The sequence below is a fragment of the Paraburkholderia madseniana genome, from assembly GCF_009690905.1.
Taxonomy (GTDB): Bacteria; Pseudomonadota; Gammaproteobacteria; order Burkholderiales; family Burkholderiaceae; genus Paraburkholderia; species Paraburkholderia madseniana.
This window is the reverse complement of sequence record NZ_VOSW01000066.1, coordinates 1-24,673: the sequence shown is the minus strand read 5'-3', so window position 1 is coordinate 24,673 and position 24,673 is coordinate 1. Positions and strand designations below refer to the sequence as shown.

Annotated in this window: 26 protein-coding genes and 1 pseudogene; 14 read left to right on the top strand and 13 right to left on the bottom strand. The window is 61.9% G+C overall.

From position 1 onward, the window contains the following. Positions 1-4: 4 nt before the first annotated feature. On the top strand, positions 5-1,282 hold the full coding sequence (locus FSO04_RS29715) for an RNA polymerase sigma factor (RefSeq protein ID WP_168435895.1): 1,278 nt from the start codon (positions 5-7) through the stop codon (positions 1,280-1,282). Positions 1,283-1,298: 16 nt separating this feature from the next. Here the strand turns inward: FSO04_RS29715 and FSO04_RS29710 are convergent. From FSO04_RS29710 to FSO04_RS29685, 6 genes and pseudogenes are all read right to left on the bottom strand, one after another. Beyond that, positions 1,299-1,388: pseudogene (locus tag FSO04_RS29710) on the bottom strand (LysE family translocator); the annotation flags it as partial. A gap of 58 nt (positions 1,389-1,446) precedes the next feature. Continuing rightward, positions 1,447-2,025, bottom strand: a complete 579-nt coding sequence (locus FSO04_RS29705) for a DUF4337 domain-containing protein (RefSeq protein WP_154565195.1) — start codon at positions 2,023-2,025, stop codon at positions 1,447-1,449. 184 nt (positions 2,026-2,209) lie between these two features. Beyond that, a complete protein-coding gene (locus tag FSO04_RS29700) occupies positions 2,210-2,386 on the bottom strand; it encodes a DUF1427 family protein (protein WP_154565221.1) in 177 nt (58 codons plus the stop codon). A 55-nt stretch (positions 2,387-2,441) separates the two neighbouring features. Then, complete coding sequence (locus FSO04_RS29695) at positions 2,442-3,407, bottom strand: quinone oxidoreductase family protein (RefSeq protein ID WP_154565193.1); 966 nt, start codon at positions 3,405-3,407, stop codon at positions 2,442-2,444. 272 nt (positions 3,408-3,679) lie between these two features. Beyond that, entirely contained in the window at positions 3,680-4,519 is an 840-nt protein-coding gene (locus FSO04_RS29690; protein ID WP_168435894.1) for an AraC family transcriptional regulator, read from the bottom strand. Positions 4,520-4,628: 109 nt separating this feature from the next. Further along, positions 4,629-5,573, bottom strand: coding sequence for an AEC family transporter (locus FSO04_RS29685; RefSeq protein ID WP_154565191.1), 945 nt, complete (start codon positions 5,571-5,573; stop codon positions 4,629-4,631). Positions 5,574-5,700: 127 nt separating this feature from the next. Here FSO04_RS29685 and FSO04_RS29680 point away from each other — a divergent pair, with 127 nt between their 5' ends. Further along, entirely contained in the window at positions 5,701-6,567 is an 867-nt protein-coding gene (locus tag FSO04_RS29680) for a LysR family transcriptional regulator (protein WP_168435893.1), read from the top strand. A gap of 174 nt (positions 6,568-6,741) precedes the next feature. Further along, a complete protein-coding gene (locus FSO04_RS29675) occupies positions 6,742-7,278 on the top strand; it encodes a GNAT family N-acetyltransferase (protein ID WP_154565187.1) in 537 nt (178 codons plus the stop codon). A 122-nt stretch (positions 7,279-7,400) separates the two neighbouring features. Here the strand turns inward: FSO04_RS29675 and FSO04_RS29670 are convergent, their stop codons facing one another. Further along, positions 7,401-8,141 (bottom strand): GNAT family N-acetyltransferase, encoded by a 741-nt coding sequence (locus FSO04_RS29670; protein ID WP_154565185.1) that lies wholly within the window; start codon positions 8,139-8,141, stop codon positions 7,401-7,403. A gap of 108 nt (positions 8,142-8,249) precedes the next feature. On the opposite strand from FSO04_RS29670, the gene pdxR reads away from it, so the two are divergent. Both pdxR and FSO04_RS29660 read left to right on the top strand, forming a co-directional pair. After that, entirely contained in the window at positions 8,250-9,809 is a 1,560-nt protein-coding gene (pdxR, locus tag FSO04_RS29665; protein WP_154565183.1) for a MocR-like pyridoxine biosynthesis transcription factor PdxR, read from the top strand. A gap of 224 nt (positions 9,810-10,033) precedes the next feature. After that, positions 10,034-10,366, top strand: a complete 333-nt coding sequence (locus FSO04_RS29660; protein WP_154565181.1) for a hypothetical protein — start codon at positions 10,034-10,036, stop codon at positions 10,364-10,366. 188 nt (positions 10,367-10,554) lie between these two features. On the opposite strand, the gene FSO04_RS29655 is transcribed toward FSO04_RS29660, so the two are convergent. Continuing rightward, positions 10,555-11,361 carry an aminoglycoside phosphotransferase family protein gene (locus FSO04_RS29655; protein ID WP_154565179.1) on the bottom strand — a complete coding sequence of 269 codons (807 nt, stop codon included), beginning with the start codon at positions 11,359-11,361 and terminating at the stop codon, positions 10,555-10,557. A gap of 6 nt (positions 11,362-11,367) precedes the next feature. After that, on the bottom strand, positions 11,368-12,024 hold the full coding sequence (locus FSO04_RS29650; protein ID WP_168435892.1) for an Asp/Glu racemase: 657 nt from the start codon (positions 12,022-12,024) through the stop codon (positions 11,368-11,370). Between the two features lie 149 nt (positions 12,025-12,173). On the opposite strand from FSO04_RS29650, the gene FSO04_RS29645 reads away from it, so the two are divergent. From FSO04_RS29645 to FSO04_RS29630, 4 genes are all read left to right on the top strand, one after another. Further along, the gene (locus tag FSO04_RS29645; protein WP_154565177.1) at positions 12,174-12,974 is read left to right on the top strand and encodes a GNAT family N-acetyltransferase; all 801 of its coding nucleotides are present in this window, start codon (positions 12,174-12,176) and stop codon (positions 12,972-12,974) included. A 488-nt stretch (positions 12,975-13,462) separates the two neighbouring features. After that, positions 13,463-13,765: a hypothetical protein gene (locus FSO04_RS29640; RefSeq protein WP_154565175.1), complete on the top strand. Its 303-nt coding sequence runs from the start codon at positions 13,463-13,465 to the stop codon at positions 13,763-13,765. A 482-nt stretch (positions 13,766-14,247) separates the two neighbouring features. After that, entirely contained in the window at positions 14,248-17,340 is a 3,093-nt protein-coding gene (locus tag FSO04_RS29635) for an acetoacetate--CoA ligase (protein WP_154565173.1), read from the top strand. 90 nt (positions 17,341-17,430) lie between these two features. Then, positions 17,431-18,015, top strand: coding sequence for a flavin reductase family protein (locus FSO04_RS29630; RefSeq protein WP_154565171.1), 585 nt, complete (start codon positions 17,431-17,433; stop codon positions 18,013-18,015). Positions 18,016-18,063: 48 nt separating this feature from the next. Here the strand turns inward: FSO04_RS29630 and FSO04_RS29625 are convergent, their stop codons facing one another. Both FSO04_RS29625 and FSO04_RS29620 read right to left on the bottom strand, forming a co-directional pair. After that, on the bottom strand, positions 18,064-18,390 hold the full coding sequence (locus FSO04_RS29625; RefSeq protein ID WP_154565219.1) for a low molecular weight protein tyrosine phosphatase family protein: 327 nt from the start codon (positions 18,388-18,390) through the stop codon (positions 18,064-18,066). A gap of 43 nt (positions 18,391-18,433) precedes the next feature. After that, the gene (locus tag FSO04_RS29620) at positions 18,434-18,919 is read right to left on the bottom strand and encodes a GNAT family N-acetyltransferase (RefSeq protein WP_154565169.1); all 486 of its coding nucleotides are present in this window, start codon (positions 18,917-18,919) and stop codon (positions 18,434-18,436) included. A 347-nt stretch (positions 18,920-19,266) separates the two neighbouring features. Here FSO04_RS29620 and thrS point away from each other — a divergent pair, with 347 nt between their 5' ends. The 5 genes from thrS (at position 19,267) to FSO04_RS29595 (ending at position 23,284) form a co-directional block, all read left to right on the top strand. Next, on the top strand, positions 19,267-20,481 hold the full coding sequence (gene thrS / locus FSO04_RS29615; RefSeq protein WP_168435891.1) for a threonine--tRNA ligase: 1,215 nt from the start codon (positions 19,267-19,269) through the stop codon (positions 20,479-20,481). A gap of 108 nt (positions 20,482-20,589) precedes the next feature. Next, entirely contained in the window at positions 20,590-21,258 is a 669-nt protein-coding gene (nthA, locus tag FSO04_RS29610) for a nitrile hydratase subunit alpha (RefSeq protein WP_154565165.1), read from the top strand. Beyond that, positions 21,255-21,926: a nitrile hydratase subunit beta gene (gene nthB / locus FSO04_RS29605; RefSeq protein WP_154565163.1), complete on the top strand. Its 672-nt coding sequence runs from the start codon at positions 21,255-21,257 to the stop codon at positions 21,924-21,926. Before nthA ends, nthB begins: the two co-directional genes overlap by 4 nt. Further along, entirely contained in the window at positions 21,829-22,296 is a 468-nt protein-coding gene (locus FSO04_RS29600) for a nitrile hydratase accessory protein (protein WP_414693477.1), read from the top strand. Before nthB ends, FSO04_RS29600 begins: the two co-directional genes overlap by 98 nt. Positions 22,297-22,483: 187 nt before the next feature. Next, positions 22,484-23,284, top strand: a complete 801-nt coding sequence (locus tag FSO04_RS29595) for a PhzF family phenazine biosynthesis protein (protein WP_154565159.1) — start codon at positions 22,484-22,486, stop codon at positions 23,282-23,284. A 20-nt stretch (positions 23,285-23,304) separates the two neighbouring features. Here the strand turns inward: FSO04_RS29595 and FSO04_RS29590 are convergent, their stop codons facing one another. After that, positions 23,305-23,811, bottom strand: coding sequence for a hypothetical protein (locus tag FSO04_RS29590; RefSeq protein ID WP_154565157.1), 507 nt, complete (start codon positions 23,809-23,811; stop codon positions 23,305-23,307). After that, positions 23,795-24,298 carry a hypothetical protein gene (locus tag FSO04_RS29585; protein ID WP_154565155.1) on the bottom strand — a complete coding sequence of 168 codons (504 nt, stop codon included), beginning with the start codon at positions 24,296-24,298 and terminating at the stop codon, positions 23,795-23,797. The genes FSO04_RS29590 and FSO04_RS29585 overlap by 17 nt, the downstream gene beginning before the upstream one ends. Positions 24,299-24,673: the final 375 nt, after the last annotated feature.

Genomic DNA, 24,673 nt, shown 5'->3' with positions numbered 1-24,673 from the left:
TCCCGTGACAAAACCGGCCACCCATCGTGCCATCGAGGCAGTCTGGCGGATCGAATCCGCCAAGGTCATCGCCCACGTCGCGCGGATCGTGCGTGACGTGGGGCTCGCCGAAGAGCTGGCGCAGGACGCGCTGGTCTCGGCGCTCGAACATTGGCCCGACGCTGGCGTGCCCGACAACCCGGGAGCGTGGCTGATGGCAACCGCGAAGAATCGCGCCCTCGACCGCTTGCGCCAGGAGGCGCTGCATGCCCGCAAGCGTGAGGAGTTGGGCCACGATCTCGACGCAATGGAGGCGCACCTCGTGCCGGATTTCGTCGATACCCTCGATGCCGCACGCGCCGACGATATCGGCGACGATCTGCTGCGCCTGGTGTTCACGGCGTGCCACCCGGTGTTGTCCACCGACGCACGAGTCGCGTTGACGCTGCGCCTGCTCGGTGGCCTCACTACGGACGAAATCGCGCGCGCGTTTCTTGTGCCCGAGCCGACCATCGCGCAGCGCATCGTGCGGGCCAAACGCACGTTGTCGGCGGCCAAGGTGCCGTTCGAGGTGCCTCAGGCCGATGCGCGTGCGCCGCGGCTAGCGTCGGTGCTGCAGGTGATCTATCTGATTTTCAACGAAGGCTATTCGGCCACAACCGGCGACGACTGGATGCGTCCGGCGTTGTGCGAGGAAGCGCTACGGCTTGGGCGGGTGCTGAGTGGGCTCGTGCCGGACGAAAGCGAAGTGCATGGCCTCGTCGCGTTGATGGAAATCCAGGCGTCGCGCACGCACGCGCGCACCGATGGCGAGGGCCGGCCGGTGCTGCTGCTCGACCAGGACCGCAGCCGCTGGGACCCGCTGCTGATCCGCCGCGGGTTGGCCGCGCTCGGCACCTCGCACGCGTTGGGCGGTGCGAGTGGGCCGTATGCATTGCAGGCGGCGCTGGCCGCGTGTCATGCGCGTGCACGCCGTGCCGAGGAGACTGATTGGGTGCAGATCGTCGCGTTGTACGACGCGCTCGCGCAGGTGACGCCTTCGCCGGTGGTGGAGTTGAATCGTGCGGTGGCAGTCGGCATGGCGTTCGGACCGGCTGCGGGTCTGGAAATCGTCGATGCGCTCGCCGCCGATGCGGCGCTCGCGAACTATCACTGGTTGCCGAGCGTGCGCGGCGATTTGCTGGAGAAACTCGGCCGCGTGGAAGAGGCGTGCGCCGAATTCGAACGCGCTGCCGCCATGACGCGCAATGCGCGCGAGCGCGAGTTGTTGCTCGAGCGTGCTGCGCGCGGCCGCGCGCATTGAACCGTACGTAAGTAACTTACCGGATCAACTGACGCACACCCAACGCGACGATCAGGCCGCCGCACACGCGATCGATCCACGCCTTGCAGCGCCGGTACTGCGGGGCTGCAGTGTCCGCAACCGCGACGAAGTTCGGGCCGGGGATCACCACGCCGTTCGCGTAATCACGCCGAAAAGAACGCCACAGCGGCAGTGATCACACCCGCAGCCGCAATCCCAAACGACAGATTGCGCAGCCATTTCTTGCGAGTCAGCAACGTGATCGCGCAGAGGGCGATGGCCACCTGAATCAAGGTCGTCGCTTGCGCCCAGCGATGATGGCCATGCAGCAGCGCTTCGCTTTTAGCGTCGTTGTCTACGACTTCCTTTTCGATCGCTTCAGCCTTCGCGCGGATCGGCTCTTTCTGCTGCTTGTACTTGTCGACGTCGGCGGCGAACTTCGCGTGCGCGTCGGTATTGCCGAGCGACAGCGCCGCACCGAGTTCAGCGAGATTCTCTTTCTCGCCCTTGGCCTGGTAGTAGTTCCATTGATTCGCCGCTTCGGTCTTTTTAATGGCGGCTTCGTTCTTGTAGTACAGCGCCAGGTTTTCGCTGTTGCCGCTCTGGTAGGCGCACAGTGCGCCGATCGTCGCGAGGATCGCCGTCATCACGGCCATGCGGCTCGCAAAGGGATCCGAGTCATGGTGGCCGGCGTGTTCAACCGCATGGTCGTGCGGACCATGCACTTCATATTCTTCAGACATCTGACTCTCCGAGTGAAGCTTTTCTTGTGATCTCCGGGCAGCGCGCATGGCGATGGTACATGCGCGGGCGATGCTGCAAGCGCGGCTCTCCGGCCCGGCGGGCTCCATCTTAGCGTGTGGCGCCCGGTGATGGAAAAGCTATCGGCGCGAAGCGATGTCGATGACAGACGTTAATGGGAAGACGTCAGTGAATACCGACGGCCAGCCACGTCCGCACGAACGGGATCATATGCTCGCCGGCCAGCATGCCGAGCAACCCGACCAGGGCGATGGTCGGCGGCGCGGGCGATTTCACCTGCATTACGCTGTAGATCAAACCGACCACGACGCCGGCCACGAGCGAGATCAAATACGCTTTCATGTTGTTCATACCCATCTGAAATGCGGGCAGCCACGCCCGCCGGTCGTTTCGGCAATTACATCGTGATGACGACGCGGCCGCGCGTGCCGGCGGCCACCGCCTCGTAGGCCTCGCGTGCCCGTTCGAGCGGGAATTCCTGCGCGATGGCCGGCCCTTGAAGCTTGCCGCTTTCGAAGCCTTCCACCAGCGCCGTCATCAACGGCGCCGATTCGGCGACGACCAGCTTGGCGCTGTCCACGCCGAGCAGTTGCGTTTCGTTGTGATAGAAATCGATCAGGTCGAATTCCACGCGGCGTTTGCCCGTGGCGCTGATTTCCAGCACCCGGCCGCGGCGCTTGACGAGACTCAGTGTGGTCTCGAAGGCGACGCCGCCGACCGTGTCGTACACCACGTCCGCGCCGGCGCCGCCGGTCAGGGCTCTGACAGCCGCGGCTGCGTTTTCATCGAACGGAACGTAGTCGTCGATTAGTCGGCCTGCGGGCGTGTCGGCGGAAAGCGGATGACGGTCGACCGCGATCACGCGCGCGCCCCGCGCTTTCGCGATCTGCACCACTGCACCGCCGACGCCGCCGCCCGCACCGATCACGGCAATCGTCTCGCCCGCTTGCAGGTTTGCGTACTCGACCGTGCCGAGCCACGCGACCACGAAGTTCACGCCGATCGCGGCGGCCTCCGTGTGGCTGAGTGTGGTGGGCTTGCGCGACAGGGCGGCGAGCGGAATCTTGATGAACTCGGCGTGCGTGCCGTCGCGTGTGAAGCCGATATCGCCGCCGGTGCCCCAGACTTCTGCGCCGAGCCATTCGGCGGGGCCGGCTGTCACGACGCCGCTGAAGTCGCGGCCGGGCGTGCGCGGCAGGACGGTGTGTTCGAAATGGCCGGACACGTTCTTGACGTCGCTTGGATTCACCGAGGCCGCCTTGACCTGCACGACGGCACTGTCCGCGTCGGCTTGGGGCGTCGGCAGATCGACGTAGTCGAGCACCTCGGCGTTGCCAAAAGTCTTGAACTGAATCGCTTTCATTGCGTGTCACTCCTGTTGGGTCTTGCGCTGCGTCGTGCAGCCGATGAGCGTAGTCTAAGTGGCCGGTACGGAGGCGTTGAGACAAAGACTTTCGAATTTCTGACAAGGCGTGCTGTGCGGCGGCTTACTGGCCTCGGTGGGCGTCGTTAGGCCGGCAGCGCAAACGGCTTGGCCGACGGTTGAGGGCGCGGCTGTTAGCACGATTCGTTAAGCCGCCAGCGAGCGCTGGCTTAGCTGCAAGGGCGAATCTTGCTACCGTCAGCGCGTATGGCTTACCCGTCAGTGGACAGCTTGTCTCGCGCCTGCTCCGGCGAAGCTTCAGAAGCCGCCTCGCTGAGCGTACCGCTCGGATCGAAGCCGGTTGGCGGCGAGCCTAACTCGCGGCGGAACATGTCGCTGAAGCTGCTCGGCTGGAAGCCCAGCGAGCGCGCAATGCTGCTGACCGGGCGTCCTTCGGCGAGACCTGACACGGCCACTGCCAACTGCACCTGACGCCGCCATTCGGCAAACCCCACTCCCAACTCACGCGTGAAGAGGCGCGCCAGCGTGCGCACGCTTGCGCCGACCGAGGTCGCATGCTGTTCGAAGCTGATCGCGATCGAGGGGTTGTCGATCACCGCGCGGCACAACGCATCGAGCCGCCGGTCCGAAGCATCGGGCAGCGCGATGCGCAGCGACGAGCGCGGCGCGTGCCCCAGCTCCAGCATCGCGAGACGGTACGCCGCTTCAAGATAGGTCTCGTCGCGAGCGAGCGAGTTCTCGTGCTCCGCAATCGACGTGATGAGTTCGCGCAGCAGGCCGTTGATCTCGAACACGTCGCTGCGCCGGCTCAGATGGCCGACGTTGCGCTCGTGGAGGTAGAGATTGCGCATCTCCACCTCGCTCATCATGTGGATGGAGTGCACCGTGCCGGCCGGCAACCAGACCGCGCGCTGCGGCGGCACTACCAGCGCTTCGCGTCCGACTTCCACCCACATCACGCCCGACACTGCATAGAGCACCTGTGCCCACGTGTGCGAATGCGGGTCGATGCGCAGCCCACGCGGATAGCGTCGCGCGAGGGAGCGGGCGTCGGCGTCGTCGTGAAGTTCAGGTGGGCGGGCTTTGGGCACGGCGGTTCGGTTCGCTGTTTGCTCTTTGCGGATGGGGGGCGCGGACCTTGGTGGTCCGTGTGCGAAGCATAGCGCGAGGCGTGGAGCGGCGGATATTCTCTGGTTCCGCTTACGTGCGATGCCCCATCACCAGCAGCAGCAACGACAAGGTCACCACCGACCCCACCGTCGACAGCAAAATCGTGCGCGACGTGATGCGCGCTTCGCGTCGATAGAACTCGGCCAGCATGAATGGGCCGGTGCCGGTGGGCAGCGCGGCCAGCACGACGGCCATCTCGACCAGTGTGGCTGAGAGCCCGAACACGCGCGCCGCGAGCCACCAGGTCAGCGCCGGCTGCCCCAGCAGCTTGACACCGGTCAGCAGCAGCGAGATGCCGCCCGCACCCGCCTCTGACGGGCGCTTTTCCGCGAGGAACAGGCCAAGGCTGACCAACGCGCACGGACTGGCGGCGCCGCTCAACAGCTTCAGAAACGTCTCCGCGCTTTGCGGCAAGGCGACGTGGGTGCTCGCGAGCAGCACACCCGCAATCGGCGACACGATCAACGGATTACGCGCCAGCGACCCCAACACCTTCAACCCCAGCTTGTGCGGCGTGCGTTCGGTCTGCAAGCCGACTTCGATCAGCACGATGGCAAGCGCAAAAAGCACGCACGCGACGAGGATCGTGGCGATCGTGGTCGGTGTCAGGCTGGCTGAGCCGAACGCGATCATGCCGAGCGGGAAGCCGATGTAGCCAGTGTTCGGATACGACGCTGCAATCGCATCGACGCTTGCGTCGGCCAGATGCCGGCCGCCGATCATACGCATGGCGAGAATCGGTAGAAACGCGCCGATGCACCCGATCGAAAACGCCGCGACGAAGGCCGGCTGATAAAGCTGTTGCCACGTGGCATGCGCCATCGTGTCGAACAGCAGCGCCGGCAGCGCCAGCCAGACGACGAAGCGGTTCAGTTCGGACGCGGAGTTCGGTCCGAGCACGCCGCGTCGGCGGCATGCAAAGCCCGCGAAAATCAGGCCGAACACAGGAAGCAGAATCTCAAGAGTAGCTAACATCGATTAGAAAGAAAGCGTGGGTGCAGGGAGCGATGCGCCAGCGTAGTGGCTTGCATTGATACAATCCAATACTGTTTTCTGCCACCAACAATACCTTTTCTGCATCGTCATTCAGCTTGAGGACGTTGTGATCGATATCAAGCCGCTACGCTACTTCGTGACACTCGCCGAGACGCGCCATTTCGGCCGCGCGGCGGCGCGACTGAATCTGTCGCAGCCGCCGTTAAGCCGCCAACTGGCGGCACTGGAGGCGAACCTGGGTGTGACGCTGCTCGAACGCAGTCCGCGCAGTGTCACGCTGACCGCGGCGGGCGAGCGCTTTTACGCCGATGCGAAGGCGATCCTTGCGTCGGTGGAACAAGCCGTCAGCAATGCCCAGGCGGCGGCGCATGGCGACGCCGGCAAGCTCGCCATCGGCTTCACGATGTGCGCCGCGTACAACGTCGTACCCGGCTATGCGCGCGCGTTCGGCGCCGCGTTTCCCGAGGTCGCATTGAACCTGCGCGAGGTCGTATCGAACGATCTGGCTGCGCAGGTGCTGACCGGCCAGATCGACGCCGCGATCATGTTTCCAAACGTGCCCGACAAGGGCATCGTGACCCGGACGATCCTCCGCGAGCCTTTGTGTGTGGCCTTGTCGCGCAGCCATCCGCGAGCGCGAGCGCGGCGTCTGAAGATCGCGCAACTGGCGGGCGAGCCATTCGTGCTGGCGTCCGAGGAAGTCGCGCCGAGCTTGCGCACAACCATTCTCGAGCATTGCCGCTCAGGCGGCTTCGAACCGGATATCCGCTTCGAAGTGCAGTTGCAACAGACCGTGCTTAGTCTCGTCGATGAAGGGGTGGGGGTGGCGCTGGTGCCGGCCTCGATGCGCAAAGCGCAGCTCGCGGGCGTGGTGTTCCGGCCGCTGGTCGATGCGCCGCTGATCGAGCAGGTGCTGGCGTGGTCGCCGGCCAATCGCAATCCGTGTCTGGCGCGGTTTCTCGAGATGGCGTGAGGGGCGGGTTCATGAATTCGCCAGACGGTCGGCGGTGTTCGCAGGATCGGCTGGATAGCGCTTGGCGTCCTGCTTTTTGGCGGCGAACCTGGCGCGCAAAAAATCTGCGATCATCCCAGGCACTCTTCAACGCTTCTCAACCTCATAGCGTCTACGCCAACCACCCGCCCGCCTATGTCCAACCGCCCCACGCTTCTCACCACCGACCGCCTGATCATGCGTCCGCACGCGCGCGACGATTTCCTCGAGAGCTATGCGATGTGGTCCGATCCCGAAGTGATCCGCTACATCGGCGGCAAGCCGTTTACGCGCGAAGAAGTCTGGGCGCGCCTGCTGCGCTACGCCGGGCATTGGGCGATGCTGGGATACGGCTATTGGGTGGTGCGGGAAAAGAACAGCGGCCGGTTTCTGGGCGAAGTCGGCTTTGCCGACTACCACCGCGAGATCGAGCCTTCCTTGCTGGACACACCGGAAATAGGTTGGGCGCTGGACCCTGCCGTCCACAACCGCGGCTACGCGACCGAAGCCGTGCGTGCGGCACTGGGTTGGGCCGATGCGAATTGGCCTGGCGGCGAGACGGCCTGCATCATCGCGCCGGAAAACCAGCCTTCGCTGAACGTCGCGCGCAAGTGCGGTTACCGTGAGCAGCTTCGCACGACGTACAAAGGCAACCCGACCATCGTGCTGCGGCGAACGGCAGGCGTTGCCTGAGCCGCTGCGCCGCACGACGCCTGACGTCTTGTCAGGCTCTTCAGTCTACGAAGCTACGGAATCGCAGAGCCGACGCATGCCGGCCCCTTGGCCGGCTCGCAACCAGCCCGCAACGGGCTACCTCATTGACCGCTTTCGCCCGCCGCTGCCCGCTGCCGCGCGATCAGGTCCACCAGCCGCTCAACCTGCTTACCCTGCGCATCGAAATTGCCTGCATCGAGCCAGAGTGCATAGCTCGGACGCAGCGCAGGCCATTCGCTATCGATGATCGAGAACCACGCGGTATCGCGATTGCGTTCGCGATAGACGATCGCCTGCCGGAAGATCCCTTCGAACGTAAAGCCATAGCGCAACGCCGCTGTGCGCGACGGTTCATTGAGCGAATCGCACTTCCATTCGAAGCGGCGATAGCCAAGGTCGTCGAACACATGGTTCATCAGCAGGAACATCGCTTCGGTGGCGATGCGTGTGCGTTTCAGGCGCGGCGAATAGGTGACGTGCCCAACTTCGATCACGCCGTTCGCGCGGTCGATGCGCATCAGCGCGAGCGTGCCGACCGCCTTGCCTGTAGCCAGATCGATCACCGCGTAGTGCAGCGGATCAGGCGATGCCGCCATGCGCGTCAGATGCTCGCGATACGCGGCAAGGCTTTCGAATGGTCCAACCGCCAGATAGGTCCAGTCGCGGCCGTCGGGCGCCGAACTGTAGGCCTCGTAAAGGTCTGCCACATGGCGTTCGACGTCCACCGGTTCGATCCGGCAATATTGGCCCACCAGCGGCTCGCGGCCGGGCGCCTGGGCGCCTTTCCAATCCGGCACGGGGACGCCAATCGGTTGCTCGAACGCGTTACGTCTGGGTTCCATGTCTGCTCTCCTGTCGATAGTGGGTGATGGTTGCTTATGGAGAACGATACGGCAAACGTGGTATGTTAAAAAGATCCAGCAGAACAGCATTTGATAGGTCCAGCCAGGATGATCGAAATCATTGGCCCACTCGCCAACCCGGCCGCCGCGACCACCGCCGGCAGCGGCGAAAAGTCCGTGCCGCTGCAAAAGCAACTGATCGAACGCTTGCAACAGGCGATCCTCACGGGGCGTTTGCCGGCTGGGTCGCTGCTGCCGTCGTCGCGCTTGCTGGCGGCGGAGATGGGCGTGTCGCGCAACACGGTGGTGATCGCGTACGAGCATCTGGCCGCGGTCGGCTATGTGGTGGCCGATAAAAAGGGCACGCGCGTGAGTCCGCTCTCCAGCCCTTCGGCACGCGGTGAAACGCGGACGCCGCCGGCCGCTCCGGAGGTCGCCTACGCGGCGCGGGTCGAGCAATTCGCGGCGACCCGCACCCATGCCGACAACACCTTGCCGCTGACACCCGGCACGCCCGCGCTGGACCGTTTTCCACTGGCCGCCTGGCGGCGCGCGCTCGAACGTTCGATGGAGCGCGCGTTGCCGCTCGCGCTCGGCTACGGCGACCCGGCTGGCGAGCCGGCGCTGCGCGACGCGATTGCCGCGCATTTGCGGATGGCGCGCGGCGTGCGCTGCGAGGGTTCGCAGGTGGTCATTACCGAAGGCGCGCAGGAAGCGCTGAACCTGTGCGTGCGGCTGTTCACCAATCCGGGCGACATCGCGTGGGTGGAAGATCCGGGCTATCGTGGCGCCAAAGCCGCTTTCAATCTCGGCGATCTGAGCATGCTGCCGATGCCGGTTGATTCCGAAGGCATCGCAGTGCCGCCTGACGCGTGGCGCGCGCATCCTCCCAAGCTGATCTACACGTCGCCCGCGCATCAGTATCCGACCGGTGCGGTGTTGTCGGTGGCGCGCCGGCTGGAGCTGATCGCGCGGGCGCGCCGCTGTGGCGCGTGGCTGATCGAAGACGACTACGACGGCGAATTCCGCCATACCGGCGAGCCGATTGCCAGCATGCAAGGGCTGGTCGAGGACGCGCCGGTTCTGTACGTCGGCTCATTCAGCAAAACGATGTTTCCGGCGCTGCGCATCGGCTTCGTGGTGTTGCCGCGCGCGATCGCCGCGCACACGGCCGTCGCGTTGCAGGAGATGCTGCGCGGCGGGCATCGTCTGGAGCAACTGGCGCTGGCGCATTTCATCGATAGCGGCGAATTCGGGCGGCATCTGGGCCGCATGCGGCGGTTGTATCGGGAGCGCCAGCAGGCGCTGCGCGATGCGCTCACCGTGCATTTCGCGCCGTCGCAGATTCTGGGCGGCAATTGCGGCATGCATCTGACGCTTCGGTTGCCGCCGCATATTTCCGATCGGACCCTCGCCGAACGCGCGCTTGCCAGGCGGCTCAATCCTCGTGCGTTGTCGGGTTTTGCATTGCAGCAGCGCGAGGAGACGAACGGCCTCGTGATCGGCTACGGCAGCACGTCAGCCGAACAACTGGCGCTCGCTGTCCGCGTATTGGCCGAGTTGGTGCGGAAGATGACGGGCGAGTCGAGTGGCGAGTCGGAAAACGGGGCAGCAAGCGGTTCGATAAGCGTGCCAGCGAGCGGTTATGCAACCCGACGCGCTGTGTAAGTTTTTACGTTTGTCCACGCGGCCCATGTCGCGCTATCGTGTCGTTTATGCGCGGCGAATTCGAAGTGTGCGACGTCGACGAATCGCCCGCAGGTCATGCCCAGCGCACCGCCCTGCAGCATCGTGTGACATGCGGCGCGCACCTGCCAGGCCGCTACCGGGCTCGGGCATGAAGAATGCCTTGCTTGTGGTTATCTTTGACGATTTATCCGACCGGAGACGACATGAAGGAAATCGAACCGACCGCCTGGTTTGAGCTTGCTGCCCATACGCCTGTCCATGAAGGCTGGTACGAGGTGCAGTTGACGAGCGGCGACACGGCATTTGCGAAATATGGCGACGGCGTATGGACCGAGAAACCGCTGCTGGTGTTCACGCACTGGCGCGGCCTCTCCGCCGACCCGTCGAAAGCTGCGGACGGCGAGGCAGAATCGATTGGCGCGGAGGCCACCGCGGCTCAGGGCGTGCGCGCCGCATGGAACGCGTTCTTCCCGGGACTCGGCGAAGAACAGCACAAACCGCTGGACGCCCTGCCCAACGGCAAAGCTCCCCATTGACTGACGGATTGCCTGGGCGGCGGCTCACCCGCTGCCGCCTGATGGCCTGTGCATTCGCCGACAGGGATAGGGATCGAGACGCGAATGCAAGGCGGCTGTATTCAACTGCGGTTTAGCGGTTGCGTTCGGCTACGATCGTCTCCTCTGCAGCTCCCAGTAGCCACTTCCCAGCAGTCATTTCCCTGCCGTCACTTCCGCTTCAGCGCTTCGGCCGCCATTCCGCCGATGTTCATATCGATGTCCGGCGTCTCGCCCGTTTCGAGAATCCACGCCGCGGACAAACCCGACCACGCGAGGATCCATTGCAGCAGACGGTGTCGGTCGATCCCGGCGATGTGCGCCACGCGTTCGACGCGACGCTCGAACCGTCCTGGTGCCAGCGCGGACGCCTCGTCCGGATTGCAGAAGATGTTCGCGTAGTCGAAGCCGCGTTCGCCGTAGAGACCTTTCGGGTCGATCGCCAGCCAGCCACGCGCGCCGAAATCGAGGACGTTGCCGTGATGAATATCGCCGTGCAGCACGACCGGGTCTTGCGGCGCGGCGAGTAGGGCTTGTGCTGTCGCGGCACTGTCGGAGAGCCAGCCGCCGTATTGCCGCGCGGCGGGCCAGAGACTCTGGAACCAGCGTGGCAAGCCGATCAGTTCGGGCAACGGTTTGTTGCGCGGTGCGTGGAGTCGTGCCGCGGCGGCGCAGAGGATGTCGATGGCGTGGTCGTCTGCTTCATCGTCACCCGTGCGGGCCAGGTCCGCTAACGCGTGATTGCTTTGGGCGCGCTCCAACAGCAGGGCGTCGGCATCATGCGCGAGCACGCGGGCCGTGCCGTCGCCGTCCCACCACACCATCAGTTGCGCGCCGAATTTCTCTTCGGGTTCCTGAGCAACTTTCAGCATCGCGGCGACGCCATGCTGGCGCACCGGCAGCAGACGGCTGCTATGCGTGCGAATCGGCTCGCCGTCCGGTAGCAAGTCCCATTTGACGAGGTACTCGGCGAACATCGCGCTTCAGGCTGCAAGTGTGGCTGCGTGGACTGCGGCTGCGAGGGCGATGGCCGGTGTGGCCAGCGGTTTCGCCCCGGCCGTGACCAACAAGGCCGCGCCAGCCATCGATGTTTGTGCAAATGCCACGACGTCCGCGCCGTTTTCGTAGGCCGCATCGGCAGCGATGGCGATCATGGACAGGTAGCCTGCCGTGTCGTCTGCTCTGAAATGGTCCCATGCGCCGCTTACCAACTGGACATCGACATCCGCGCCGGTATGCGTGGCGGCTTGAGCGAACACGCGGGTGGTCGGGTCGAGTGTGGTGGATACGGTGCATAGCACGACAACCTTGCCGCCATCTTCCACCGCGCGTTGAGCCAACGCGGCATCGGCCCGTAAAATGGGTACCGGTGCGGCTTGCGCGGCTAGGGCTTCATTCACTGATGGGCCGAGCGTCGAGCAGTTGAGCAAAACGGCGTGGGCGTTGTCCTTCAGCGTAAGGAGCACCTCTCGGGTTTGCGACGCGATTGCGTCGGTCAAGCCACCGGCTTGCTCAGCGGCTGCGAGCAAGTCGGCGCGGACCACGTGCGTCAACTCGAGTGCCTCGAATCCGGCGGCGCGGGTGGCTGCATCGAACAAGGCGATGTTGCTGTCAGCGGTGTGCAAGCAGACGATGCGCACGGTCTCTCCAACGGGTTGCGGTGGTTTTGCATTCTCGCCTGGAAATGGCTGCCTGTCGTGCCGGATGCCGGCATTCGATCGGCGTCTGGACCATTGACAATCGTCCCTGCAGGCTCAAACCGTTGCACCTTGTAGATAACGATACTGAAATGCTCAATTTTTCCGATAACCTGGGTCTAGCCACTGACCTATTGCTGCACGCAGAAACCGGTATGGTCGAGTCGCAGGATGACTACGTCGTCGTCCGGACACCGGACGCACCAGAATATTTTTTTGGCAATATGCTCGTCCTGGAGCAACGACCTTCAGAAATCGATCTAAAACGGCTGGAGTCTGACTTTGCCGAATTTGTCGGGATCCCACCGCTGATCGCACACCGCACGTTTGCCTGGCCGGAAAGAGCGGACAGTGTTGTGAACCTCGACGCATTCGTTGAGCAAGGTTACGACGCAACGGTTTGTCGTGTGCTGGCTGCGCATCCAAATGACATACGACCAGTTGCGACAAACTCATTGGTCGAAGTCCGCAAGTTTGGCACGCAGAGGGATTGGGACGATTGGTCTCGAATGCAGTTCGCCGACATGCCAAATCCGTCGAACATTACCTCACAGCGATACTTGGCACATCTACAGACCGCCTACAGGACCCTAATTGCCCGCGGTCTTGGAAACTGGTGGGGAGCGTTTATCAATGATGAACAGGTGGGAAGTCTGGGCTTATTCTTCTTCGGCGGCATTGGGCGTTTCCAATCGGTTCTTACCGCGGAACAGCATCGAAACCGAAATATTTGTAAGACCTTGGTGAGCGAGGTTATCAAACTGACGGCCGGACAATCGGACCGGCTCGTCATGGTTGCAGATGAAAGTTACCATGCCGGCGCGCTATACGAGGCAATGGGCTTCCAACTGCAAGGGCGTGTCGCAAGCTTGTGCCAGGAGCCGCGTAATTGAGTTGATGCAGAACGATTTGACGCATACGAGGACACCCGCTAAACGATAGTCCGTAGACGCCCGAGATGCTTCTGGAGGGGCCGCATGAGGGCGCTGATGCATACAGGTTCGGGGTTTCCGTCGGCAAAGTCGGCGGCTCCGTATGTTATTCACACGCCGGCTTTTGGGGAACGGTTGTCTACTACTCGCCTCAGCGTGCCATTGCCGTAGCAAGTTTCACCACCGTTCGTAACGCTCGACCTGGCCCGCTAGATGATTTTCAATCAGCGCATGTTCGATTGGGACGCGAGCTGAGGTCATCGTGGTGTAGATGGCGGGGCGAACGCAAGCTGCTGCGTGCGCGACGTTTGGTTCTAAGGGTTTGTACTTACTTTTACAACATTGTTTTGTTCGGCAAGTACTTAATTGCGAGCACGCCCCAGCCTAGACTGCAAGCACTGAAACGCAAACGGGCGTTTGCGGACAAACGAAGTCGAGAGGTAAGCATCATGAAACTCGTTCAATCGCTCATCGTCGCAGCTGCTCTTGCAATTCCGGCTGCCTCATCTTTTGCTCAATCCAACCAAGCGGTCGCTCCGACCAATGTTCAGGCCGTACAAACTAGCGTGAATCCAGGAAGTGGCGCTGCGACCGATTTTGGCGGTGTTGCTGACGGTACTTCAGCGTCGGGGGGCCATCATGAACTGCGTTCGTTCGGCACCGCCGTCTCCCACTTGGGACATAAAATTCAAGGCTCTGTTCGCCCGGACCCGAATGATGGAATGAAGCCCGTGTTTTTCGGCGGCGCGTAAATTGACTGGATTGATTGCAGCCTTGTGTCGTTGATTGAGTGGTGCCTAGACGTCCTTGGTCTGTTGAGGGAATGACGTTGAGACGCGCAGATAGATCTGCGCGTTTTCGTTTTTAGGAATCTGCCGCTGTAATGCAGACTTTCATGTCAGGTCGTGAGCGTGAGCCTGTTGTGGCGCTGGTCACGTCGATGTGTGCCGCTTCTGCTTCAACGAGGCCCGATTGCGAGACTTGGTGGTGCCGTGAGGGCCGACTGAACGGCGCGAAAGAGCGCGACGGCGTTTCCCGGTCTGTCAAAAGAATGTTCGATGCCGTACGGAGAGTGTTAAACCCACCAGCTAGGCTACGTTGGTACGGTCGCCTGCCGCAGACATTTCAACGCCCGGACGTAAGAGCCATGGTTGCCTCCTGGCGGTCGGCAAAAGTATCGCCATCGAGGTGCTGCCGCCCCTGAATCATGTCGTATGCCATACGTGGAGTTTCGATGGATCGCTTCGCCCCCTCAGTGGTGTCGCGTGCACACAGCGACCTCACGGGACGCACACCCGTTTACACAAGCACGCCCGAACGGATCGGCGCGTCGCAGTTGACCGCGTTCACCGCCTTCCTGCGGATCTGTACCGGCCAGCCCCTGCCTGACTACGAAGCGCTGCACGATTTTTCCGTGCGAGAGTTTCGAACATTCTGGCAATGCTTCGTGCAATGGTCATTGGGACTCAACTGGTCAGGCAACGCTGAGCCAGTCTGTATCGGCGACGATTGCGAACACGCGAATTTCTTCCCGCAGATGCAACTGAACTATGCGGACAATCTGCTTGGGCTGTCGGTGGCATCTCCCGACGCGCCCGCGCTGACTGCCTGCCATGCCGACGGGCGTCGCGTGCGTCTGACCCGCGCCGAACTGCGTGAGCGGGTGGCGCGTCTCGCACACGCGCTGTCTGAGTTGGGACTAGGCGAAGGGGACCGCGTGGTGGGCGTGATGCGCAACGACGCGGATGCGGTCGTGACTGCATTGGCCGTTACCGCCCTCGGTGCAACGATGTCGACCGCCGCGCCCGAGATGGGTGTCGATTCGATCCGCGATCGCTTCGAACCACTCGCACCGCGACTGCTGTTCGCGCACACGGCGGCGCGGACATTCGACACCGGCAGGTCGGTGGCGAGCAACGTCGCCGATCTCGCTGCCGCGTTGCCGTCTCTGCAAGGTGTCGTGTGTCTCGACGACGGGACTTTGCCGAGCACAGTCACGCAGTCGATCTATTCGCTCGGCGAGTTGCTCGATGCCGGCGACGCGGACCGTTTTGTGTGGCGGCGCTTCGCTTTCAACCATCCGCTTTTCATCATGTTTTCGTCGGGCACCACCGGCAAGCCGAAGTGCATCGTGCATGGCACCGGCGGCACCCTGATCGAGCATCTGAAGGAGCATCGGCTGCACAGCGACCTGCGACCAGGCGATCGAATGTACTTCCACACCAGTTGTGCGTGGATGATGTGGAACTGGCAGTTGTCGGCGCTTGCTTCCGGCGTCGAGATCGTGACGTACGATGGTCCGATCTCGACGGTCGATACGCTATGGCGTCTTGTTGCCGAAGAGCGCGTCACCGTGTTCGGCACGAGTCCCGCTTATCTGAAGATGTCCGAGGATGCAGGCGTGGAACCGAAGGCGCAGTTCGACCTCGGTGCGCTGCGCGCGATACTGTCCACCGGTGCGGTGCTGTACGACGCGCAGTTCGAGTGGGTGCGCGATCACGTGAAGCCGCTGCCGCTGCAATCGATCTCGGGCGGCACCGACATTATCGGCTGCTTTGTGCTTGGCAATCCGAACCTGCCGGTCTACGCGGGCGAAGCGCAGTGCAGGAGCCTCGCGCTGGATGTACAGGCGTGGGACCAGGGATCGCGGACCGGCGGCGTTGGCCAACTCGTCTGTGTGAATCCGTTTCCTTCGCGTCCGCTCGGCTTCTTCGGCGACGCGCAGGGCGATGCCTTTCATGCCGCCTATTTCGCCAGCAATCCAGGTGTCTGGACGCATGGCGATCTCATTTCGTTGTCGCCGGAGGGTGCTGTACGAATGCATGGTCGTTCCGACGGCGTGCTGAACGTGCGCGGCATCAATGTCGGTCCAGGTGAAATTTACCGCGTGCTGAACGACATCCCCGAAATCCGCGAGGCGATGGTCGTCGAGCAGAAGGTGCGGGATGCGTCCGCCGGCCACGCGGACCCGGAGAATGTCGAGTCGCGTGTCGTGCTGCTGCTGGTGCTGAATGATGGCGCGGCGTTGAGCGGCGCACTTGCTGCCCGGGTACGCCGTGATCTCGCGCGTCGCGCGTCGCCTGCGCATGTGCCAGACCGGATCATTGCGGTCGATGCTTTGCCGGTCACGCATAACGGCAAGCTTTCCGAAGCCGCGGCGCGCAGCGCGGTCAACGGACTGCCGATCGGCAACGCGGCGGCATTGCGCAATCCCGAGTGCCTCGATGCAATCCGGCGTCATCCGGCGCTGAATCTGGCTACACGCGAGTTGCCGCCGGTTGGCGAGAGCCGCGAACAACTCGAACTGTATTTGCAGGCGTATTGGGAGAAGCTGTTCGGCGTCGCACCGATCGGTCGCGACGACAACTTCTTCGACCTCGGCGGTCATTCGCTACTCGCGACACGCTTGCTCGCTGACGTACGCCAGTCGACCGGACGCACGATTCCACTCGCGATGCTGATGATCGCGCCGACGATCACGCGACTCGCCGCGCTGATTTGCGACGACGCGCTGCCGCCGTCTTCACCTACGCTCGTACGAGTGCGCGCCGGGACCGGTATGCCGCTATTTCTCATCCATAGCGCAAGCGGTTCGGTGATGGAATGCCTGGCATTGATCGGTTCGCTGAAGAGTCCTCGCCCGGTTTACGGATTGCTGGCACGAGGTCTCGACGGCGAGCAGCCGGCATTGTTGCGCGTCGAAGATATGGCGGCCAGCTACATCGAGCAGATGCGTACCGTCCAGCCGAACGGGCCGTACGCGGTAGCCGGCTATTCGTTCGGCGGTCTGGTTGCGTTTGAAATCGCGCAACAACTGCGCCGTGCCGGCGAACGGATCGAATTGCTTTTCCTGCTCGATACCTACGTGGACGAACATTGCCGGCCCTGGACGGCGCGGTTGCGGCGCCGCGCCGGCTCTGTCCGCGCACATTGGCAAACGGTGCGTGAGCTGCCTGCGGCGCGACTTCCCGGTTACGTGAAGGACAGGTTCGCCGGCGTGGCGGATCAAATTCGGATGCGTGTTGGCCGTATGGCGCTGCGGCCCGAGGGCTACACCGCAGTGCTGCCACCGGCGATGCAGCATATGCGCGAAACGATGCGGGTTGCGATGACGACCTATCGGCCTAAGCCTTATGACGCGGGACCGATTGTCTATGTGCGTGCGGCAGTCTCGCAGAGTGCATATGGCGATCCGATGCTGCTTTGGCGGCGTGTCGCGCGAGCCGGGCTGGTGGTGGCGGAGGTGTCCGGTGGCCATGCCGACCTGATCGTCGAACCGAATGTGCAGTTCGTTGCGGCGGCGCTCGACCGCGGGTTGGGGGAGTGATGACTTCGGCAAGCACCATGTGACACGTTGCACCCGTTCTGCGTGTCCCCGCTACAATCTGCCAGATCCATTTGACGCGGAAGAGCACGTATGAAAGTCACCCGGGAGCCTGTCGCATTGTCGCGGGCCACGCAGCTGCTGAATCATGGCCCTGTCACGATCATTACCAGCGCGCACGGCGGCCGCTCGAATGTGATGGCCGCATCGTGGGCGATGCCGCTCGATTTCACGCCGCCAAAGGTGGTCGTCGTGGTAGACAGCCGCACGCTCACGCGGCAACTGATTGAAGCGAGCGGCGTGTTCGGCCTGCAACTGCCGAGCCGCGGATTTGCTGCGCAGACGCTGGCGGTGGGAACGAACGCAGGCGCTGAACTCGACAAATTCTCCGCCTTCGACCTCGAGACTTTTCCCGCACAAAAAATCGATGTGCCGATGCTGGCGGGCTGCATCACGTGGATGGAATGCAAGGTGATTCCGGACGATAGCCAGCGGCACGATCTGATCATTGGCGAAGTGGTCGCCGCCTATGCGGACAGCCGCGTGTATTCGAACAACCGCTGGCACTTTGGCGATGATCCGGATCTGCGTACGTGCCATTACGTGGCGGGCGGGACGTTCTTCGCCACAGGCGATGCGTTTGAAGTCGCGCCGGTGGCGAGCGGCGCGGGGGATTAGTCGGTTAGCGGCGGCGCGCCCGCATTTTGTAAGCGTCCACGCCGCGCGCTATTTCTGCCGCAGAAATTTGCCCGCCTTCTGCTCCAGCAGCGCGACGAGTTCGGGCTGCATGAACGCATAGTCGTCGGGGATGTCGAGGCAAATCACTTTTTTGCCATTCAGATACGCGCGGAATTTTGCCGACAGCCTCGCGCGATGCGCTTTTTCCATTACGAAGACGATGTCGGCCCAGCGAACCTGCTCGGGCGAAAGTGGCACGTCGGCATCCGCGGCAAGTCCGGCCGAATCCGTTTCGACGTTTGGCCAAGTGGCGAACACCTGCTCGGCTGTCGGGCTGCGCAGGCGGTTCTTGCTGCAGATAAACAAGGCACGCATCACTGATTAGCTCGCTACGTTTCTGTTCAGGGGCAAGCGTGTCTCACGTATTGCCATCGGCAAACGCAGTCAGTGCCTCGCCCGCCAGCCGGTAGCGAACCCATTCGCTTTGCGCGCTCGCGCCGATCGATTCATAGAAGCCGATTGCAGGTTCGTTCCAGTCGAGCACGCTCCATTCAAAGCGCCCACAGCCCGTTTCGCACGCAATTTGTGCGAGATGGCGCAGCATCTGTTTGCCCGCGCCACTGCCACGCGATGTCGGCGATATGTACAGGTCTTCCAGATAAAGCCCCTGTTTGCCGAGCCACGTCGAATAGGAAAAGAAGTAAACGCAAAAACCGATCGGCTGGCCGTTCATTTCGCAGATCAAAGCCTTCGCCGTGGATGTGGCGGAGAACAAGCTCGTTTCGATGTCTTCGACGTTCGCGACAACTTCGTGTTCCGCTTTTTCATACACCGCGAGTTCGGTGATGAAGCGGAGAATCAGGGCGGCGTCGGCTGCGTGGGCGGGGCGGATGTGGATGGTCAAGGTGAGGTGCTCGGTCGATTGGATGGTGGGTCGAAGTTTAGCGAAGATGCGGCGGCTTCGGATCAAACATCCATCGTATCGCTTATCCAGATTGCAATTGACGCATCGCCACAAAATCGTTTACTGTCGATCCATGGACTTCCACTCGATTCCCTTCGCTGCCGTCACCACCACGACGACCACCTTCACAGGCGGGTCGTCTGGAGGTTGCGCACGCTAGAAGCAGGAAGCTGTGGCAGACCACGAAAGGCCCCGCCGGAAACGGACGGGGCCTTTGGCGTTTCTGGACCTCCGTTTGCGGCATCGATCCTCAGTATCTGCAAGATCAAATCAAACGGAGTGTCATCGTGAACGACATCGACCATCGTGTACTGGGCAATAAACTCGACCTCTTCCATCAGCAGGAAGAAGGCGCCGGCATGGTTTTCTGGCACCCACGCGGCTGGGAGCTGTACCGCGTGCTGGAAGATTACATTCGTGCCCGCATGCGGCGCGCTGGCTTTCGCGAGATCCGTACGCCGCAACTGCTGGCGCGCTCGTTGTGGGAGAAGAGCGGTCACTGGGAGAAGTTCGGCGCGGCGATGTACTCGTTGGCCGACGCTGAAGAAGGGCGCGCGCTGTGTTTGAAGCCGATGAGTTGTCCGTGTCACGTGCAGGTGTTCAACCAGCGTGTGCGGTCGTATCGCGAGCTGCCGGTTCGTTATAGCGAGTTCGGCGCGTGTCATCGTGACGAACCTTCGGGATCGCTTGAAGGGCTGAAGCGTACGCGTGCGTTCGTGCAGGATGATGCGCATGTGTTCTGCACGGAGGCGCATATCGAAGCCGAAGTGGGCCGCTTCTGTTCGCTGCTGCGTGCTGTCTATGCGGATCTCGGCTTCCCTGACTTCAAAGTGGCGCTCGCCACGCGGCCTGCGATGCGCGCGGGCAACGATCAAACGTGGGATCGGGCGGAAGAGGCGCTGGCTAATGCAGCGCGTGCAGCGGGCCTTGAATTCGACTTACTCGAAGGAGAGGGCGCTTTTTATGGGCCGAAACTGGAGTTTCATTTGACGGATAGCCGAGAACGTAGCTGGCAGTGCGGCACGATTCAGCTTGATTTCGTGCTGCCCGATCGGCTTGACGCGGAGTTCGTCAACGAGCGCAACGAACGCGAGCGGCCGGTGATGATTCATCATGCGGTGCTTGGCAGTATGGAGCGTTTCATCGCGATGCTGCTCGAACATCATGAAGGGTGGTTGCCGGTGTGGCTTGCGCCAGAACAGGTCGTGGTCGCGACGATCAGCGATGCGAACGCGGCTTATGCGCAAGAGGTGATGCAAGCGCTTGATGACGCCGGCATAAGAGCACTGCTCGACGGCAGACCGGAGCGATTGGAGAAGAAGATCGTCGACGCAAGGGAAAAGCAGGTGCCGATTTTCGTCGCGGTCGGTTCGCGGGATGAACGCGATCGGACGATCAGTATTCGTATGCGCGACGGGCAGCAGTCGACGCTTGCGCTCGCGGAGGGTGTCGAGCATTTGCGGGTAGGTGCGTTGCCGCCTCCACTACGATCCGGATTTTAGTGGTGCAGGGGCGCCGGTCCGCTTCGGCCGCTGCGTACCCAGCCGGTTTGCATTTGCGTCCTGCGCCAACCATACTCCTTCTGTCGGCAATCTTCCGAGCGAACCTCGATGAACCCTAACGACACTGACGGCACCCAGCACGAGCACGAGCATGCCGACGCTCACCACCACAACGGCAGTGCGTTGTCAGAGATGGATTTGCGGGTGCGTGCGCTGGAATCGCTGCTAGTCGAGAAGGGGTACGTCGATCCACGTGCCCTGGATATCCTGATCGAGACCTATGAGCACAAGGTCGGGCCGCGCAATGGCGCGCGCGTGGTCGCGAAGGCATGGCGCGACCCGGCATACAGGCAATGGCTGCTGGACGACGCTACTGCCGCGATTGCTTCGCTCGGCTACACCGGCAGGCAGGGCGAACACATGGTGGTGCTGGAGAACACGCCCGCCGTGCACAACATGGTGGTCTGCACGCTGTGCTCGTGCTATCCCTGGCCGGTACTTGGGCTTCCGCCGGTCTGGTACAAGTCGGCGCCTTACCGGTCGCGCGCGGTCATGGATCCGCGTGGTGTGTTGAAGGAGTTCGGCTTCGAATTGGCCGCCGAAGTGGAGTTTCGCGTGTGGGACTCCACCGCAGAGGTTCGTTATCTGGTGTTGCCCATGCAGCCGCCCGGAACCGATGGCTTCTCTGAGGAGGCGCTGGCTGAACTGGTGACACGTGACTCGATGATCGGCACAGGATTGCCGAATACACCGGAATCGAATCGGGAGCCCGCATGAACGGCGCACAAGACCTTGGCGGCATGCAGGCATTCGGCCCGATACGGGCGGAAGCCGACGTCTCGCTCTTTCACGCTGACTGGGAGCGCCGGGTGCTGGCGATCACGCTGGCGATGGGCGCAGTCGGCAAGTGGAACATCGACATGTCTCGTGCCGCACGGGAGAGCTTGCCGCCTGCGCAATACCTCTCCAGCAGCTACTACCAGATCTGGTTCGAAGGACTGATAAAGCTGCTGCTGAGTACCGGGCTGGCAAGCGCGGAGGAAATCGGAACCGGCGAGTCGAGGAATGCGGCGGCGCCGGTCCCTCGAGTGTTGATGGCCGACGAAGTAGCCGCCGCGCTGCTCCGGGGCAGCCCTGCCGATCGCCCCGCAGCCGCTGACGCATGCTTTAAGGTTGGTGACAGGGTGCAGACCCGTCAGTTGAATCCATCCACGCATACGCGTCTGCCGCGCTACTGCCGCGGCAGACGAGGGCAGATTATCGGCGTGCACGGCGCACACGTCTTTCCCGATGCCAACGCGGTTGGGCTCGGCGAACAACCGCAATGGCTCTATACGGTGCGCTTCGATGCCGCCGAACTCTGGGGGACGGATACGACAGCGGCATCGGTCTGCGTCGACTGCTGGGAGCCGTATCTCGACTACCCGAACGCCGGGTCTGCCTGACATGACTTCCACCCGGCCAAATCTGCTTGAACTGCGTACCGTCTTGCCGGCGTTGCCTTGCGACGAGGCGGGGCCTGTTTTCAGTGCGCCGTGGGAAGCCCAGGCGTTTGCTATGACATTGGCCTTGCACAAGTGCGGCATGTTCACCTGGGCTGAATGGGCAGAATGCCTGAACCACGCAATCCGTGATGCGCAGGCCGCTGGCGACCCGGACCGTGGCAACACTTACTACAGTCATTGGCTGACGGCGCTGGAGCGCATCAGCACCATCAAGGGACTGGTGACAGACGACATGCTTCGGCAGCGTCGCAACGCATGGGACGTCGCAGCACGCCGTACTCCGCACGGACAGCCGATCGAGCTTGGATGACGGTGTCCCTCGCACTCGGCCATTTATAGCCATTGGCCGGCGCTCGCGCGAGGACATCAGTGAGCGGTCGCTTTCTGCGCCGCGCATCGCATGTGTACATGTTCGCCAGCTTAGCGGGCTGATATCGTATTTCTCGAATAACACCGCAAATCGCCGATTAACTTCCCGCTTTGAACGTGCACATCTCATGAAACTGCCGATCTATCAGATTGACGCATTTACGGATAAGGTGTTTAAGGGCAACTACGCTGCGGTAGTGCCACTCAAACATTGGTTGCCCGATAGTTTGATGCAGGCAATCGCCGCTGAAAACAACCTGTCCGAAACAGCATTCTTCGTGAAAAATGCTGACGGCGCGTTCGACATTCGCTGGTTTTCCCCACTCACCGAAATCGCTTTCTGTGGGCATGCCACACTGGCAAGCGCATATGTGATCTTCAAGCGATGTGAAGATCTGGACGTGATCGAATTTGTTGCGAAAGCCGTCGGTCGGCTTACCGTTTGCCATACGCGTGACGGTCTGATCGAAATGAGCTTCCCGCAGCGGCCGGCTGAGAAACTAAACGACATACCCGCAAACTTGATCCAGGGGCTTTCGATACGGCCTCAAGAAGTGCTGATAAACCAGCAAGCCTACGTTGTCATCTACGCAACAGAACACGAGGTACGATCCGTCGTACCCGACCTCAATTTGCTGTCGACACTTGGTCCGCTCGATGTCGTCGTGACAGCGCGCGGAGATGAGCATGATTTTGTGTCCCGCTACTTTTGGCCTGCTAATGGCGGAGATGAAGATCCAGTGACCGGATCTATTCACGCGGCGCTCGCGCCCCTATGGTCCGACCGTTTGGGTAGGTCGGAGCTCGTGGCCATGCAGGTGTCACGACGCAGCGGGTTACTTCATTGTCGCGTGCAAGACGACCGGGTGTATATCTCTGGTCAGGCTGTTCAATATCTTGAAGGGACAATCGACATCCCGGATGCGTAGGAGCGGCTGTTGAAGTCGCGTTATGTCGCCACGCCTTGACATCTGTTGCCGCGAGATCCTGATCTTCTCTCTAAAGCAACCCAACCTCTCGCGACGAATAGATTCAGAAGATCCAGCGCGTCGCGAGTTGCTTGTGAAATTTGATCGGCCAAGGCCGCATCAGTAACAGTTTCCGCGTCGAGCCACACGGATGCTGTCTCCGCGTCGAGTAGCGCCACAGTGACTTCGCTTACGGCTTCAGCAAAACGCCGTTTCAAGACGCCTTCAAGGACTTGCTGAATTCGGGCACTCTCTTCGTCGGATGCTTGCGAAATTTGAACGTCTATCAAAAAGCGCTCTCGCAGACCTCGCGCCAACGCCGCAAGCTTTCGCCTCGAAGTTTGTTGCCCGTCGTGAGCAGTTGCAGCGACCCGTTGCGCGTCGACCACCAGAAAGACAGTCTGGTCGACGACTCGTGCACTCTTTACATACGTCGCGTTCTGCATCGCAAGGAACGTGCGCACGTCGTCCTCAGTTGGTAAGGCCAAGCTGCCTCCACACGTGTTTGACTTGACCTATTGCTCGCTCTGCCCTGCGCCCCCAATTTCGAGCAGCATCAGATGTTTTGTCATCAAGAAGAACATGACCGTTCTGCACAGTCGCCAATACTGACGGCTCATAATCGGCGATTTCCCTGATGCGGTAGCCCTCCTTGAGGATTTCGGCAAGCTCACGAAGAGCAGTCGACGCCCTTTCGACAAACTGCGACTGCTCGGCATGGGAAATCAGTCCTCGCTTAGCCCGCTGACGGGCGACATCAACGATCTTTTCACGTAGTTTTCCCGTCAAGTCATCGGGCATGGTTTTGTGAGGAAAGCGCACTATTTCTGGGTGACCGTAACGAATCATTTCGCGAACAGCCAAAAACACACCGTAGTAGTAGCGATTGAAAGCGCTACGTCCAAAGAGATTAGGGTTCAACACGCTATCGGTTGCGACCGCATGTTGTGTCAGCGCGTCAGCTACTTGCTCCATTGTCCCTCACGGTCGGCATGAGTTCGTCTATCGAGATTATACGAGAACGAACGTTCATGTCTTGCAAGCAGCTTTGAAAATGATTGAAGGCTGTCCACGTGGGCAGCCGATTGGTCTTTGGGACTCTTGGCGGCGCTCCGTGAGACGGAGACAGCGGCTCCAAGCCGCATGGCCGAGATGCTCGAGATCGGACCGGACATTGCGGAATGGCCGCCGCAGCGAATGCGTGAGTACCCGTCAGGCCGAACACAAGCCGCCCTCGTCCTATCTCTCCTTATCCGTTCGGCCAAATCAAACATTTAGCCTACAAGATTGAAGTCAACAGCGGTCGCCTCCCTTATAATTACCAAGTCGTCAGGAGACACCCGGCGACCA

What these genes read in the sequence shown, in the direction of transcription:
- FSO04_RS29705 (WP_154565195.1), bottom strand. Translation starts at nt 2,025, where the DNA reads ATGTCTGAAGAATATGAAGTGCATGGTCCGCACGACCATGCGGTTGAA.
- FSO04_RS29700 (WP_154565221.1), bottom strand. Translation starts at nt 2,386, where the DNA reads ATGAAAGCGTATTTGATCTCGCTCGTGGCCGGCGTCGTGGTCGGTTTG.
- FSO04_RS29695 (WP_154565193.1), bottom strand. Translation starts at nt 3,407, where the DNA reads ATGAAAGCGATTCAGTTCAAGACTTTTGGCAACGCCGAGGTGCTCGAC.
- FSO04_RS29685 (WP_154565191.1), bottom strand. Translation starts at nt 5,573, where the DNA reads ATGTTAGCTACTCTTGAGATTCTGCTTCCTGTGTTCGGCCTGATTTTC.
- FSO04_RS29675 (WP_154565187.1), top strand. Translation starts at nt 6,742, where the DNA reads ATGTCCAACCGCCCCACGCTTCTCACCACCGACCGCCTGATCATGCGT.
- FSO04_RS29670 (WP_154565185.1), bottom strand. Translation starts at nt 8,141, where the DNA reads ATGGAACCCAGACGTAACGCGTTCGAGCAACCGATTGGCGTCCCCGTG.
- pdxR (WP_154565183.1), top strand. Translation starts at nt 8,250, where the DNA reads ATGATCGAAATCATTGGCCCACTCGCCAACCCGGCCGCCGCGACCACC.
- FSO04_RS29660 (WP_154565181.1), top strand. Translation starts at nt 10,034, where the DNA reads ATGAAGGAAATCGAACCGACCGCCTGGTTTGAGCTTGCTGCCCATACG.
- FSO04_RS29655 (WP_154565179.1), bottom strand. Translation starts at nt 11,361, where the DNA reads ATGTTCGCCGAGTACCTCGTCAAATGGGACTTGCTACCGGACGGCGAG.
- FSO04_RS29645 (WP_154565177.1), top strand. Translation starts at nt 12,174, where the DNA reads ATGCTCAATTTTTCCGATAACCTGGGTCTAGCCACTGACCTATTGCTG.
- FSO04_RS29640 (WP_154565175.1), top strand. Translation starts at nt 13,463, where the DNA reads ATGAAACTCGTTCAATCGCTCATCGTCGCAGCTGCTCTTGCAATTCCG.
- FSO04_RS29635 (WP_154565173.1), top strand. Translation starts at nt 14,248, where the DNA reads ATGGATCGCTTCGCCCCCTCAGTGGTGTCGCGTGCACACAGCGACCTC.
- FSO04_RS29630 (WP_154565171.1), top strand. Translation starts at nt 17,431, where the DNA reads ATGAAAGTCACCCGGGAGCCTGTCGCATTGTCGCGGGCCACGCAGCTG.
- FSO04_RS29625 (WP_154565219.1), bottom strand. Translation starts at nt 18,390, where the DNA reads ATGCGTGCCTTGTTTATCTGCAGCAAGAACCGCCTGCGCAGCCCGACA.
- nthA (WP_154565165.1), top strand. Translation starts at nt 20,590, where the DNA reads ATGAACCCTAACGACACTGACGGCACCCAGCACGAGCACGAGCATGCC.
- nthB (WP_154565163.1), top strand. Translation starts at nt 21,255, where the DNA reads ATGAACGGCGCACAAGACCTTGGCGGCATGCAGGCATTCGGCCCGATA.
- FSO04_RS29600 (WP_414693477.1), top strand. Translation starts at nt 21,829, where the DNA reads ATGCCGCCGAACTCTGGGGGACGGATACGACAGCGGCATCGGTCTGCG.
- FSO04_RS29595 (WP_154565159.1), top strand. Translation starts at nt 22,484, where the DNA reads ATGAAACTGCCGATCTATCAGATTGACGCATTTACGGATAAGGTGTTT.
- FSO04_RS29585 (WP_154565155.1), bottom strand. Translation starts at nt 24,298, where the DNA reads ATGGAGCAAGTAGCTGACGCGCTGACACAACATGCGGTCGCAACCGAT.